Source organism: Curtobacterium sp. VKM Ac-1393, assembly GCF_015350995.1.
Lineage (GTDB): Bacteria > Actinomycetota > Actinomycetes > Actinomycetales > Microbacteriaceae > Curtobacterium.
In genome coordinates this window covers 1-13436 of the sequence record NZ_JADKRW010000003.1, presented here as the reverse complement: position 1 = coordinate 13436, position 13436 = coordinate 1, and the positions used below count along the sequence as shown (strand labels likewise).

The window sequence follows — 13436 nt, the reverse complement described above, 5'->3', positions numbered from 1 at the left end:
TGTCGTGCAGGTAGAACAGCGATGGGATGCGTCCTATGCGGCGCTCGAGCGCTTCCGGAGCCGAAGTGGCCACGCCGATGTTCCCCGGTCGTTCCGCACGGACGAGGGGGAGCGTCTTGGGGTGTGGCTGCATCGGCAGCGTTCACTTTTCGCCGCTGGCACGCTGCCTGCCGAGCGGATGCAGCTGCTGGAGCGTGTCGGGGTGCGCTGGTCGATAGCAGACAGGTCTGCCGGTATTGCAGCGTTCGCTGCGTTCCAAGCTGCTGCCGGCCATGGGCTGGTGCCGCACACGTTTCAGACCGAGGACGGGTTCCCGCTCGGGACGTGGGTGCAGTCGCGTCGGCGGCAATGGTCCCGCAGTGCCGCGGACGCGGAACGGCTGTGGCCGGAACTCGTCGCGCTGGATTTCGTATGGATGGTGCGTGACGATGCCGCCGCGTGGGCGGCGGGTGTCACCGCGCTGGATCAGTATCGGCGGGACCATGGTGACGTGCTCGTGCCGCACTGGTTCGTCACCGCGGACGGGCTGCAGCTGGGCCGCTGGGTGGATTCCAGACGCGTCGAGTACCGCAGCGGCGCTATGCCCGCGGCTCGGGTACGTGCCCTTGAGGTGTTGGGGATGGTGTGGCGGCTCCGTCAAGCTCCGGATGACCGGGCGCGACGGCGCCGCGAGGACGCCCACTTCGAGCAAATGCTGCAGCACGTGCACCGGTGGGTATCCGCTCACGAAGGTCGCCTGCCCGCTGCCCGGACCGTCACCGATGACGGTGTCGCGATCGGACGGTGGCTGCTTCGCCAGCGCCGGCTGCACCGTGATCGGCAGCTGTCCCAGGAACGCGTTGCACGGTTCGACAGCCTCCGCCCCGGCTGGGACAGCTAACGCGATCCCACAACAGCACCCGGAGCGGGCTTACCCGAACAATCGCGCGTTCATGAATTCGGTCTCCACTGCATCCGGGCACACGGTGACGGCGTTACGGTGGCGTATGTCAGCGGTGACGGAGCTCGAGCAGATCGGTATCGATGTGCGTGCGCAGCGGCCGAGGGTAGCGCGGGCGCTGCTACACATCGCGGACCGATACCGGGGCCCGGTCACAGCGGCAGAAATCGCTGCGGCGGCTGGCTACGGTGAGCGGGGCTTGCAGGAAGCGTTTCAGCGGGATCTCGGGTTGGCGCCGTCGCGGGTGGTGTTGTTGTTGCGGCTGTGGCGGGCCCGGCTGATGCTGCTGAGTAATCCGGATCAACCGATCGGGTCAGTGGCTGCCGCGGTTGGGTTTGCACACTTCGGCCGCTTCTCCGGCTACTACCGTGCTCAGTACGGCGAGACACCGTCCGACACAGTGCACGCTGCCCGACATCGCCTCTACAGCTGATCGGCCGTCCGATGGCCGCCGGTGATCGGCGATGCGGGGGTGATCGGCGGTGCGGGGTGAGGTGGAAACGAGAGCGGTCAGATCGTCCCTGACGGCTGCCCGGTCGGTTCGCGATCAGGCTGCGGCCGGGGTGTTTGCCGTGTGCGTCATGGTCGCCCGCAGTGCAGTGCCGAGACTTGCGAACGCGGTCGTGAGCTCGTCGTACGACGAGCCCGCGGCGGTGGCTGCGGTGAACGCGTCCTGGTACACGGCGGTGATCTCGGCGAGGACGTCACGGCCGCCAGGAAGAGCTTCGAGGTAGCTGCTGCGGCGGTCATGCGGGTTCGGGACGCGGTGCGCCCACCCGGCGGCCTCGAGGCGGTCGACCAGGGTCGTGATCGCGCCCGTGCTGAGCCCGAGCTCTTTCCCGATGACGCCGGGGGTGGTGTCGCCGCCGCCGGCGATGAACACCAGGGCTCGCATGTCGGACACGCTGCACCGGTGGCGTTGGGCGAGCTGCGCCGTCAGGAGGGCGTTGGCGCGGTGCATCATCACGAACGCGTTCAACGCGCTCTGCAGATCGGAGGCTTGGGGTGGGGTGGTGGTGGCCATGGATGTTCCTCATCAGCTCGGGCGCCGTCCGTGGCGCGCATGGGCAAGTAGCACGATACGCGGGACGCACGATGATCGAACGACCCCAGTCCGGGAGGACAGATCGGAGCCCCCTGGAGTGGGGTCTTGGTTTGGCTGTTCATCAGTTCGACACCAGGCTATCTTGATGTCCGTGCAATCGTAGCAACGTGATTGCTGTCAATCTCTCCAGATAAGCATTGAGGTATCTCGTGGCTCGTTCGCACCGCATCTCCGTTCTGAAGCGGATCCGTTTCGCCCCCGTGGCGCTCCTCGCCGGCATCTTCGCCGCCGTGCTCCTGTCCCTCTCGCTCACCGGCACCCTGTCCGGGTTCGCGGCGAGCATCACCAACAGCAGCAACACCGCCGCGAGCGGCACGCTGATCATGCAGGAGCAGAACGCCGGCGCGACCGTCACGTGCCTCAGCACCGACGGCGGTTCGGTGTCGACGAACTCCGCGACGTGCTCGACGATCAACAAGTTCGGTGGCAGCACGACGATGACGCCGGGCAACACGGTCAACACGGCGATCTCGATCAAGAACACCGGCACCGCGGCCGCCAGCACCTTCACCCTGACGCCGGGCAGCACGTGCACCCAGTCGAACAACGGCTCCTCGAACGGCACCGCGACCGACCTCTGCGCCAAGATGAACCTCGTCATCACCTCGGGCTCGACCACGGTCTTCAGCGGCACACTCGCCAGCTTCAAGGGCGCCGCAGCGTCGGCCTTCACGATGCCCGCAGCTCCGGCCGCCGGCGCGTCGACGCCGTTCAACTTCGCCGTCACCCTCGACTCCTCCGCCGGCAACACCTACCAGGGCCTCGCAGCCTCGGTCCCCATGACCTGGACGTTCACCGCCTAGCTCATCCCCGCCCGGCTACGCTCACCCGCACAGGCTGGCGACGCTCGCCCATTCCCATCGGGCGAGCGTCGCTTGCTGAGTATGCAACTTCCGGCCGGATCTGGATGACCCAGCGTTGCCCATACCCTCTTTTTTCAACTGCTACTGCCGTTCCCGGGTGCCGGGGCGTTACCGGAGTCGATCATGAGCCAGACCGTAGCGATCCCGCTCAGTGGCACGCTCGAGCGGCCCCTGCTCGGTGGGCACACCGCGTCGCGGTTCGAGACCGTCTTGGCCTGGTCGGTCGCGGTGACCGCGGGGCTCCTGCTCGCCGCGGCCGGACTGTTTCTCACGAGCGGAGGACGTTGGTTCGTTGTCGAGACCCCGTCCATGGGAGAAGCCGCTCCGGTGGGAACCCTCGTGCTGGATCTTCCCGTTGCGGCGGCGGCGCTGCAGGTGGGAGACATCGTTTCGTTTCAGGTTCCCGCGAATCCGGACGTCACGTACACGCACCGCATCATCAGCATCGATGCCGATGGCGGCATCCACACCCGCGGCGACGTCAACGGTGCGACCGACCCGTGGACCCTCGCCCAGGACAACATCATCGGCACGCCGGCGCTGCTCATCCCACACCTGGGATGGCTGTTCCGCGCCGCACCAATCCTCCTGATCGGCACACTGCTGATCTGGGTGCTCACCAGCCCCTTCACGGACCGCGTCACCCGCACCTCGCTGCGCATCGCCGGCACCGCGCTGACGGTGTCGTACGCCGCGTTCTTGCTGAAGCCGTTCGTGAACGTCACGACCATCGAGAACACTTCCACCCCGCATTCGGTCACCGCGACCGTGATCTCCTCGGGAAGTTTCCCCGTCCGCGTCAGCGGCCACGGCAGCAGCAGCGTGCACCTCGCCGACGGGGAAGTGGGCCGCGTCACCATCCGGGAGCTCACCGCGAACGGGCACTACCAGCTGAGTTCAGCGATCGATCTGCAGCCTGCCGGCTGGGTCCTCCTCATCGCAATCTGCTGCATTCCCCTCGCGCTTTGCCTCATCGTGGGGCGTGTCCGAACGGTGCAGGCATGAACCTGCACCGCTTCCGAGATGGCAAAACCATCGCCGTGCTCCTCGTGACCGCGCTGGCGGTCCTGATCATCGTCATGCAGTTCGCTCCCACCCGCTCCGGATTCACCGCGAAGGTCACCAACAGCAGCAACAGTGCTGGGACGGCTGCGAACTTCACCTGCACCGGCGCCGTCGGCGTCGACACCAGCAACGCCCTGTTCGCCTACAAACTCACCGAAGCCTCCGGCGCGGCGACCGCCACAGACTGGTCCGGGAAAAACGCCAACGGCACCTACCAGGGCACCATGACGGCCGCGACCCCTGCTCCCAACGCCTGCCCCCGCGACGCCGGCTCGTCGTATGTCCTCAACGGCTCATCCAGCTTCGTCTCCACCCCGACATCCGTGAAAAACCCGACCACCTTCAGCGAAGAGGTCTGGTTCAAGACCACGGTCGCCGGCGGCCTGCTCATCGGTTTCGGCAGCAACCAGGTGAGCACGTCCGGGCAGCACGATCGGCAGATCTACCTCAACACTTCCGGCCAGCTCGTCTTCGGCACCTACAACTCCACCGTGCAGGTCGTTACATCTCCAAAGGCCTACAACGACGGCACCTGGCACCACGTGGTCTCGACGATGTCACCCAGCACCGGTATGAGCCTTTACGTCGACGGCACCCTCGTCGCCTCCAACGCCAACTACGTCACCCCAGAGAACGCCACCGGGTACTTCCGGATCGGCTACGACACCATCAGCGGGTGGCCGGGTGCCGCGACCAACTACTACTTCACCGGCTCCATGCGCTACGCAGCCGTCTACAGCACCGCACTCACCCAAACTCAGATCACGAACCACTACGCCGCCGGACACTGACTCTCTCTCTCTCGGTCACGGAACGGTGAGACGACCGACCTGCTGCTGCCGGCGGTAGTTCGCTGCGGTGGAATGCCCGGGTCAGCGATGCAGTCCAGTCGGCATCCGCGATCCGTGTGAATGCGTCGACCATGGTGAACACGTCGCCGTCAACGGCGTGTCCGATGCTGTCATGGGAGCGAGAAGCCGGCAGCGAACGGCTCCGACGTTTGCGCCGCGGGGACAGGTCGATCAGAGCGTGAAGGACGCGTACGGCGTCGCTCACTAGCTGCGCACCATCGCGACGGGTCTGCTCACCGCGACTGCAGTCATCGGGCTCCGGCCGGGCCGTCACTACAGTGAACTTCTCGTTCGTTCCCGAGTGCGGGCGGGGTAGGTACTGCAGCAGCCTTGCTCAACGGTGCATGCGTGTCTGCGCGGTATTGGGGCGAGGTGAGGGTGGACTGTGCGGATGCCGCCTCTTATTCCGCAGCTTCCGTCGACGGTGTCGGTGCACGGTCACCGGTTGCAGCTCGAGCTGGTGCCCTCACAGACCGCACGGAAGACCTGGCACGTTACCGAGCAGCTCGGCGAGCACCTGGTCGGGCAACCACCCCTGTTGTTCGAGGGCGGTGCGTTCAGCACGGAGACGTCGACGGGAACGATCACCGACGCGGACTGGGGTGTTGTTCTGATGCGCGCGTTCGGGCGCAGTTGGTCGCCGCCGAAGTCGTGAGCGGTTGAGTGGCGATTGCGGCGACGTCATGGATCGCCGAGTGGTCGGCCGTGTTGCCGGGCCATCTGCGGAGCGACCGAGATTCGGGGCTGGGTCTACGGTCGGTGCATGTCGACGTCGATGAACGAGCTTGCAGCGGTGGGAATCGATGTTGGCGTGCAGAAGCCGGCGGTGGCCAGGGCGTTGGCGTGTATCGAGGCGCGGTATCGGGGGCGGTTGACGGCGCCGGAGATCGCGGCGGCGAGCGGCTACAGCAAGCGTGGCCTGCAGGAAGCGTTCCAGCGGGACCTGGGCATGCCACCCTCCCTCGTGGTCCGGCTGCTGCGACTGCACCGGGCACGACAGATGATCCTCGCGAACCCGTATCAGCCGGTCGGGACGGCTGCGGCGGCGAGTGGGGTCCCGCACTTCGGCCGGTTCTCCGGCTATTACCGGGCCCAGTACGGGGAGACGCCGTCCGAGACCGCTCACGCTGCCCGCGCTCAGCTGCCGGCCTGACGGCTTCAGCGAGTGCCCTGGAGTTGCGCCTTCCGGGGACAGCTACGCAGTCGGCATCACGTCGAGTCCAGCACGAGAGAACGATCGTTCCCCCTGTTTTGGGGATGGATCCGCATGGTGAGGGCTGTTTGACTCTGTTCATGAGCAGGTTCGGGTATCTGCTCCGCAGCTGAAGCCGCGTCTGTGTGGTGTCGCTCCGGGATGCCTGGCCGCCTACGGGTGGCGGCCAGACATGCCCCGTTCAGCCCGTTGGCCATGCTGAGTCCTCTGTAGTGCCGACTTGTCAGCACATGGGCGGTCGCACACGCTAGGTGGTGCGCCCCCTGTTCGGGTCAGGATGTGGCGCGTGCGGGATGTCGGCGGCGTTTAGTGCGTGGCCGACATCCCGAACCTCTCCCGGGGAACCGGACAGAGGGTTCCGCCGGTGGACAGTCGGTTCTATCCTGTGTGGAGCGCTCCGCGGCAGTGATGCTTGCGTGACACTCGTTTCCCGTTCGAGAGACTTGCCTTTCCTGCCTTGAGGCTGGTGGGGGAGTGCGCTATCCCGGGGGTGGCGGGATGACCCGAACGTTCCACCGTCCCCGGGAACCCATCAACTCGGCAGACGGCGCCGGGCTCATTTGAGTGTGAGCGCGGCCGCCACCAGTGTTGCCGTGACCGCGGCGAGAGCTGCGAGCAGCGCCCACTGCCACCACCGCATGCGCAGGCTCTCGCGCGGCCGGCGGACGGTGGCGTTCTTTCGCCGGCGCAAGGTTGAGCGACTCATCGGTCGCACGGTACGAGGTGCCGGTTCGGGCAGACTGTGTGGCAGCAGCTGGGTGGTTCCCGCTGTCAGCGGGGTGGGCTGCTACCTGATCCGGCATCTCACCCCGCGCATCAACCAACCGGGGCAGGGGGCTGGCGTATGGGTGGTAGTCACGTGTGGCGGGCCGGTCCTGGGGTGTTTCGGTTGGTCTTGCCGGGCCCGCGGCGGGGAGGGTTCCTGCAGCAGCGGGTTGAGCAGCTCGTCCGCGATAGCATCGCTGCCGGCGTGCTGGTCGAGGGTGATCGGTTGCCGCCGTACCGGGTCGCGGCGGTGACGTCCGGGGTGAGTATCCACACGATCATGAACGCGTACCGGGCGCTGATCGTCGACGGCGTGGTGCGGTCGGTGCCCGGTGATGGTTGCTTCATCGCCGGCCCGGTCCGATACCGCGACTTCTTCACCCCACCTGACGACGGACCGTCGGTGTAGTCCGTGGTGCTTGGGGAGTCGAGGGCGTAGGCCGTAGGGTCTGGATGCCGTTCGGTTGGGCATGCTTGCTGACGGCGCACGGGCGTTCTCCTGGCAGCGCGGGACGTCCGGCCGGGGTGGTGTTTCAGGGACAGCGCCCTGGCACCGATAGCGTCCGGATACCGCCCGGCGGGTGCCGCTATTGGGCGAACCGTTGAGACCGCACCGTGTCGACCCGCGACGAAACGGAGCGAGACGATGCGGTGATCTCGCAGCTATTCGGCTGCAAGCCGTCGGGCGAGTTCGCTTGCGCGATCCCAGTCGATCGCGGCGCCCTCTGCCGCAGCGTGGAATCTGACCCGGCTCCGGATCGTCAACTCTGTGGCCGCCAACAGTTCGTTTCCGAGCCCGGCGATCAGCGTGCCGGCAGCATCGTGCAGATCCCGATACCCCTCGAGATGGCGATCGTTAATCCCGGGGTGCGCAGATTGGGCAAGCCGCGCTGCGTCTCGTCGAGTGTGGGGTGACGCAGTCGCCGTATGGTCGATCGCCCATGCGTGGAGCGCGGAGAGGACAGCTGCAGCCTCATCGTGTGCTGCTGCGGACTGCTCGGCGACACGCGTGTAGCGGTTCGCGGCCATGTCGACGAGACCATCCGCTGCCAGACGCGCGATCGCCTCCCGGACTGGGGTGCGAGAGACCCCAAGCCATGTCGTGAGCTCGTCATCGTTGAGCCGTTCGCCGGGCTCGAGCGTGCCGCTCTCAATCGCAGCCCGCATCTGCTCGTATGCGACGTCGCGCAGAAGAGTTCGAGGGCCCGGGGACACTGATGGCTTCGGTATCGGCATATCTGCATCGTATCCGAAATATTTTTGTAGGTGAAGTGCAGGCGATGCGATTGCGAATGTCAGTCACCTGAGATAGGTCTTTCGATGACGGATTATCAGCACTGTTCTACGGCGCCTCAAGTCGACATGGGCGGTGCCGGCCATGCGGGACGTGCGCCATCTTGGCGACCGCTCAAAGGGAGTACCGCAGCCGGCGTCGTGGCGATGTCGGAAGCGTGCACGGAGGTGCTCCTGGTCAGAAGTCGCGGGCGGAGGAACGAGGACCCTCGGGCGAGATGCGTCCGAGATGCACCCGACGACCGAGCCGGATGACCGGGCGGATCAGCAGTTGGACGCTGCCGACCAAGAACAGCCATGTCCCTGCTGTGCTGGTCGACTCTGAGAAGAACAGGACGCTTCCGACGATAAACCACACTGCTACCATGACGTCGTTGACGATGCTGATGGTCTCGTACAGCCCGCGGATCCGGAGCTCGTCCGGACCGAATCCGCACGGTCAAGTCGTGCTGCTTCCCGCTCATCCGTGCATCCAACCAGACCCGGTGCCGGCCGAGTGTCACCGCCGGGGTGCGACGTTCTCGGGTGCGCGTGGTGCCGCGGACGCGCGCCGGACACCCGGCGCCGAGAAGGCCACTGTTGGCTCGTGGGCCTCCTCGTCTCGTTTGCAGCGGTGCTGATCATCGCCATCGCCATCTCGTCTGTCGCGAAGCGGACCATCGTCTCGACGACGGTCTTGTTCCTCGTCGCTGGGTTCGTACTCGGGTCGGGCGTCACGGGAGCCGTCAACTTGGCACCGGATGATCCGTTGGTGAACACGATCTCCGAGATCGCGCTCTTCACGGTGCTGTTCACTGACGGTCAGCAGATCGGTGCACGGGATCTGCGGCATGCGTGGCGGCTTCCGGGGCGTGCGCTGTTGTTCGGGCTGCCCCTGACGTTGGCAATCAGTGCGGTCCTCGGTGTGTGGCTGCTGGGCCTCGACTGGCCGCAGGCCCTTCTGATCGCTGCGGTCCTCGCTCCGACTGACCCCGTGTTCGCTTCCGCGATTGTTGGTCGGAAGGAGATCCCGGAGAGGACTCGCAGTCTGCTCAACGTTGAGTCTGGTCTCAACGACGGCCTCGCCTTGCCGCTCGTGCTGGTCTTCTTGGCAGTAGCGTCGGGGGCGCAGACGGACCTCTGCACGCTCGCCGGGGAACTGCTGCTGGGCGTCGGTCTGGGAGTGGTGATCCCCGTGCTTGTCCGGTTGCTGTTCGCGCTCCCGTTCATCACGGCCACACCGCTCTACGCCACGCTGACGCCTGTCGCGGTCGGCCTGCTCACGTTCGGGCTGGCGCACGTGTTGAACGGAAACCTGTACCTGGCGGCGTTCTCGTCCGGCATCACCATCGCGAGCATCGCGCCGCAGACCCGGGATGCGTTCCATGAGTTCGGTGAGCTCGTCAGTGAACTCGTGAAGTTGCTCGCGATCCTCGTTTTCGGGGCGCTGATCAGCCCGGACATCCTCGCCGACGTCGGCGTCCTCGGATACGTGTTCGCTGTCCTGCTCCTTGTTTTCGCACGCCCAGCGGCCGTTGAGATCGCGCTTTTCCGAAGCGGTTTGGACCGGTGGGAGCGGCTCACCGTCGCCTGGTTCGGCCCGAAGGGGTTCGCGAGTGTGCTCTACGGGTTGCTCGTCCTCGACAGTGCGGTTCCTGATGCGGCCATGCTGTTCCACGTGATCGTCGTCGCTGTTGTCCTGTCGATCGTGGCGCACTCGTCGACGGATGTGCCGATCGCAGACGCGTTCGGACGCCGCAGCGCACGCGAGGAACGCAGCCGGCAGCTGCTTGCTGAGAACTGATGCGGTCGAAGCGACAAGGATGACAAGAAAGCGGTCGCGGGCCCTTGTTGCGAACCGTGTCGATCGACACCGAGCCGGATGCTCACCTCGCGCACCATGTTCATGGAATCGGGACGGAGACGCTGATGTGGTTCGACTCGTGGGCTGACCTTGGACGCATCCTCATCGTCGGCGTCGCCGCGTACGTCCTGATCGTCTGCGTGCTGCGGGTGTCGGGCAAGCGCACCCTCAGCCAGCTGAACGCGTTCGACTTCATTGTCACCGTCGCGCTCGGGTCGACGCTCGCGACGATCCTGCTCAGCAGTGACGTTTCCTGGTCTGAAGGCGCCCTTGCGCTGGCTCTGCTCGCCGGCCTCCAGCTTGGTGTCGCACTGATCTCATCGCGGGTCGGTGGGTTCCGACGGCTCGTCACTGCCCGCCCAGCGGTCGTGTTGACGCACGGACAGATGCACGGCGACGCGCTCCGAAAGAACCGTCTCGCGGAGTCCGATGTGTTGCAGGCGACCCGTAGCAGCGGCATCGGCGGGGTCGAGCTCACGGCGGCCGTGGTGCTGGAAGCGAACGGCACCCTGAGCGTGATCAGCGAGCAGCAGTTCGGAACCGGCTCCGCGCTGCAGCACCTGCAGTAGCGCCTGCGGATGACCGGAGCGTCCCCGCTGCCCGAGCCAGCAGCGGCTAGCGCTACCGCTACGGTGCGATGATCGCTGATCGCGCGAGGGTTGCAGCGCCGACCACGCCGGCGTCGTCGCCGAGCTCGGCGACGACGAAGTGCAGCTTCGGGCTGGGTTGCAGCATCCAGGGCTCTGCTGCGGTGTGGAGGCGGTCCGCGAGGTCCTGGCCGAGCTTCTCGGCGAGACCGCCACCGACGACGACCCTGTCCAGGTCGAGGAGGTTGTTCGTTGATCCGAGCGCGACGCCGAGCATGTCGATCGCGGTGCCGAACAGTTCCGTCGCGAGGGCGTCCTCATCCTCCAGCGCCGCCGCCCAGACCTTCGACGTCAGCTTCGTTTTCTCCTCGGCGTCACGGATGTCGAACAGTGACGTCTCCCGTCCCGCGGCGACCATTGCGGTGGCCGTGCCGCGCATCGACTTCCTGCCGGCATACGCTTCCGCGCATCCTCGCCGGCCGCAGCTGCAGAGGGCGCCACCGGCGAGCACGACGACGTGGCCGATCTCGCCCGCCGCCCCGCGGGCTCCGGTGTAGGGACGGCCGTCGAGGATCAGCCCGCCTCCGACACCGGTGCCCATCCACAACCCGAGGACGTTCCGCCCACCTCGAGCAGCTCCCGCGGCCCACTCACCGAGGAGACCGACGTTCGCGTCATTGCCGAGCGACACCGGGACGTTGAACGCGTCCGAGAGCGGTGCGATGAGGCCGACCGGATGGGTCCATCCGACGAGGTTCGGCACGGTCAGTGCCTGCCCTTCGTGGACGACGCCGGGGATACCGAGACCGACTGCAATCGGATCGCCATCGAGCGAGTGGACCAGGTCGATGATCGTTTGCAGCACGTCGTCCGGACCGGTCTCCGGTGTAACCGCTTTTGCCCGGTCGAGGACGGTGTGTTCAGCGGTGACGAGCCCGACTTCGATGTTCGTTCCGCCGACATCGATGCCGACGACGGTTGTGTCCGTGGTGCTCATGGAGGGTCCTTCACTGGTTCTGTGACGCGACAAGGAAGCCAGGCCGCTTGGGGGCTACGCATTGAGCGCGTGCGCTGCTGCCGGCGCGCACCGGTGAACGGCAGCGTGCCTAGTCGGTCATGCGTTCTGGGCGTTTCTGGCGGGCGAATTCTGCTGGGTCGTCGTCGCCGCGCCACACCGTGACGATGCCCCAGGCGACGGCTGCGAGCGGGACGGCGAGGATGGCGCCGATGACGCCGGCGGTGATGGTGCCGATGGTGAGGGCGATGAGGATCACCAGCGGGTGCAGTTTCAGGGTGCGGCCCATCACCACGGGCTGGAGGAAGTTGCCCTCGATCTGGTTGACGGCGAACACGATGATGATGACCCAGACAGCTGCCGCGGGCCCGTTGGAGACCAGCGCGATGACCGCGGCGAGGAGTCCGGCGAGGGTGGCGCCGACGAGGGGGATGAACGCGAACACGAACACGATGACAGCCAGCGGAAGTGCAAGCGGGACGCCGATGATCGCCAAGCCGATGCCGATCCCGACGGCGTCGACGACCGCGACGGTTGCGGTGCCGCGGATGTAGCCGCCGAGCGTGGTGACGGTCTGCTGTCCGATCCGTTGTGCGCGGGCGAGCTCAGCTCCGTGGAATGGGCGGCAGAGGAAGTCCCAGATCCGGGGACCGTCCTTGAGGAAGAAGAACAGGACGACGACGAAGACCGCGAACGCGGTGGCGAAGCTGCCCGCGGCAGACACTCCGGCGAGGGCGCCGACGCCGAACTGTCGACTGGTGACGAAGTCGACGGCGTCACCGCGCAGCGATGCCAGCTGGTCTGCGTCGATCGTGACGGGGAGGGTACGGGCGAGCTGCTCGAGTTCCCCGAAGCCGTCGATGGCGGAGTCGACGAGGTCGTTGGCTTGCCGTTCCACGGCGAGGACGACCAGCCACACCACCGTGCCGAGCACCCCGACGACGAGGACGAGCGTGATCCAGGTCGCGAGGATCGAGGGGACGTGGATGCGTCGGAGGAAGTCGACGACGGGCAGCATCGCGCTGGCGACGATCAGCGCCAGCAGGACCGGGATCACGACGACGCTGATCTGGCTCAACCCGAACGTGATGCCGCCGACCACGATGACGACCAGCAGGATCTGCGCGCATCGCGTCGCGAGACGGCCGAGACTGCCCGCCCATAGCGTGCGCTGTTCCGGCCATGGCTGTGCCGACGGCATCGGGGGATGAGAGGTGAACAGCGGCATGGAGCGCGCCTTCCGTACTGATGTTGCGTGGATGCAACGCCGAAGTCCGGGGCGCTTCGGCACACGGTACGTGGGGAGCGGTTCGCGTTGTCACGGACTCCGTTCGCCAGCAGCCGATCGCAGCCGTGCGCTTCCGCGGCGGGCGGCGGCGTGGACAGTCGGTGTCGGCGTTGTGTGGTGGTGACCTGTGCCGTACCGTTGCGGCCAGCTGCCCGAGCCCCCGGCCGTTAGGACACACTCCGACTCGTCCGTCGATCAACACGGGAGAACAGCACATGGCGAGCACAGCCCTGTCGACCGATGAACACGGGGTCGCTCAGTTCGACCGGCCGACGACCGGTCGGAAAGGCAACGTCATCGTCCGGTGGATCACCTCCACCGACCACAAGACCATCGGCTACCTCTACCTGATGGCCTCGTTCACGATGTTCTTGCTCGCCGGCGTCATGGCGCTGGTCATTCGCGCGCAGCTGTTCGAGCCTGGCCTGCACGTGGTCGCGACGAAGGAGCAGTACAACCAGCTGTTCACGATGCACGGCACGATCATGCTGCTGCTCTTCGCAACACCGCTGTTCTCCGGCTTCGCGAACACGATCATGCCGCTCCAGATCGGTGCCCCGGACGTCGCCTTCCCGCGCCTCAACGGCTTCGCGTTCTGGCTGTACCTG

General features: G+C 66.4%; 17 protein-coding genes. 11 read left to right on the top strand and 6 right to left on the bottom strand.

The window, feature by feature from the left end; genetic code table 11:
• Positions 1-4: 4 nt before the first annotated feature.
• On the top strand, positions 5-880 hold the full coding sequence (locus ITJ59_RS07145) for a helicase associated domain-containing protein (RefSeq protein WP_323749436.1): 876 nt from the start codon (positions 5-7) through the stop codon (positions 878-880).
• Positions 881-995: 115 nt separating this feature from the next.
• Positions 996-1373 carry a helix-turn-helix domain-containing protein gene (locus ITJ59_RS07140; protein ID WP_194650433.1) on the top strand — a complete coding sequence of 126 codons (378 nt, stop codon included), beginning with the start codon at positions 996-998 and terminating at the stop codon, positions 1371-1373.
• Positions 1374-1487: 114 nt separating this feature from the next.
• Here the strand turns inward: ITJ59_RS07140 and ITJ59_RS07135 are convergent, their stop codons facing one another.
• Entirely contained in the window at positions 1488-1964 is a 477-nt protein-coding gene (locus ITJ59_RS07135) for a MarR family winged helix-turn-helix transcriptional regulator (protein ID WP_194650432.1), read from the bottom strand.
• 230 nt (positions 1965-2194) lie between these two features.
• On the opposite strand from ITJ59_RS07135, the gene ITJ59_RS07130 reads away from it, so the two are divergent.
• The 5 genes from ITJ59_RS07130 to ITJ59_RS07110 all read left to right on the top strand — a co-directional run bounded on the left by ITJ59_RS07130 (position 2195) and on the right by ITJ59_RS07110 (position 5977).
• Complete coding sequence (locus ITJ59_RS07130; protein ID WP_194650431.1) at positions 2195-2848, top strand: hypothetical protein; 654 nt, start codon at positions 2195-2197, stop codon at positions 2846-2848.
• 183 nt (positions 2849-3031) lie between these two features.
• Positions 3032-3913 (top strand): S26 family signal peptidase, encoded by an 882-nt coding sequence (locus tag ITJ59_RS07125; protein WP_194650430.1) that lies wholly within the window; start codon positions 3032-3034, stop codon positions 3911-3913.
• Positions 3910-4764, top strand: a complete 855-nt coding sequence (locus tag ITJ59_RS07120) for a LamG domain-containing protein (RefSeq protein WP_194650429.1) — start codon at positions 3910-3912, stop codon at positions 4762-4764. The genes ITJ59_RS07125 and ITJ59_RS07120 overlap by 4 nt, the downstream gene beginning before the upstream one ends.
• Positions 4765-5269: 505 nt before the next feature.
• Positions 5270-5479 (top strand): hypothetical protein, encoded by a 210-nt coding sequence (locus ITJ59_RS07115; protein WP_194650428.1) that lies wholly within the window; start codon positions 5270-5272, stop codon positions 5477-5479.
• 108 nt (positions 5480-5587) lie between these two features.
• Positions 5588-5977 (top strand): helix-turn-helix domain-containing protein, encoded by a 390-nt coding sequence (locus ITJ59_RS07110; RefSeq protein ID WP_194650427.1) that lies wholly within the window; start codon positions 5588-5590, stop codon positions 5975-5977.
• Positions 5978-6593: 616 nt separating this feature from the next.
• On the opposite strand, the gene ITJ59_RS07105 is transcribed toward ITJ59_RS07110, so the two are convergent.
• A complete protein-coding gene (locus ITJ59_RS07105) occupies positions 6594-6743 on the bottom strand; it encodes a hypothetical protein (protein ID WP_194650426.1) in 150 nt (49 codons plus the stop codon).
• A 189-nt stretch (positions 6744-6932) separates the two neighbouring features.
• Here ITJ59_RS07105 and ITJ59_RS07100 point away from each other — a divergent pair, with 189 nt between their 5' ends.
• Complete coding sequence (locus tag ITJ59_RS07100; RefSeq protein WP_228511239.1) at positions 6933-7211, top strand: GntR family transcriptional regulator; 279 nt, start codon at positions 6933-6935, stop codon at positions 7209-7211.
• 254 nt (positions 7212-7465) lie between these two features.
• Here the strand turns inward: ITJ59_RS07100 and ITJ59_RS07095 are convergent, their stop codons facing one another.
• Both ITJ59_RS07095 and ITJ59_RS07090 read right to left on the bottom strand, forming a co-directional pair.
• A complete protein-coding gene (locus ITJ59_RS07095; protein WP_194650424.1) occupies positions 7466-8038 on the bottom strand; it encodes a GntR family transcriptional regulator in 573 nt (190 codons plus the stop codon).
• A gap of 235 nt (positions 8039-8273) precedes the next feature.
• A complete protein-coding gene (locus ITJ59_RS07090; protein WP_194650423.1) occupies positions 8274-8462 on the bottom strand; it encodes a YrhK family protein in 189 nt (62 codons plus the stop codon).
• A 219-nt stretch (positions 8463-8681) separates the two neighbouring features.
• On the opposite strand from ITJ59_RS07090, the gene ITJ59_RS07085 reads away from it, so the two are divergent.
• Both ITJ59_RS07085 and ITJ59_RS07080 read left to right on the top strand, forming a co-directional pair.
• On the top strand, positions 8682-9878 hold the full coding sequence (locus tag ITJ59_RS07085) for a cation:proton antiporter (protein WP_194650422.1): 1197 nt from the start codon (positions 8682-8684) through the stop codon (positions 9876-9878).
• Between the two features lie 56 nt (positions 9879-9934).
• Positions 9935-10507, top strand: coding sequence for a DUF421 domain-containing protein (locus ITJ59_RS07080; RefSeq protein WP_323749435.1), 573 nt, complete (start codon positions 9935-9937; stop codon positions 10505-10507).
• 58 nt (positions 10508-10565) lie between these two features.
• Here the strand turns inward: ITJ59_RS07080 and ITJ59_RS07075 are convergent, their stop codons facing one another.
• Both ITJ59_RS07075 and ITJ59_RS07070 read right to left on the bottom strand, forming a co-directional pair.
• Positions 10566-11522 carry an ROK family protein gene (locus ITJ59_RS07075; protein ID WP_194650420.1) on the bottom strand — a complete coding sequence of 319 codons (957 nt, stop codon included), beginning with the start codon at positions 11520-11522 and terminating at the stop codon, positions 10566-10568.
• Positions 11523-11631: 109 nt separating this feature from the next.
• Entirely contained in the window at positions 11632-12768 is a 1137-nt protein-coding gene (locus ITJ59_RS07070) for an AI-2E family transporter (protein WP_194650419.1), read from the bottom strand.
• A 275-nt stretch (positions 12769-13043) separates the two neighbouring features.
• On the opposite strand from ITJ59_RS07070, the gene ITJ59_RS07065 reads away from it, so the two are divergent.
• On the top strand, positions 13044-13436 hold a 393-nt coding region (locus tag ITJ59_RS07065), incomplete at its 3' end, for a cbb3-type cytochrome c oxidase subunit I (RefSeq protein WP_228511238.1).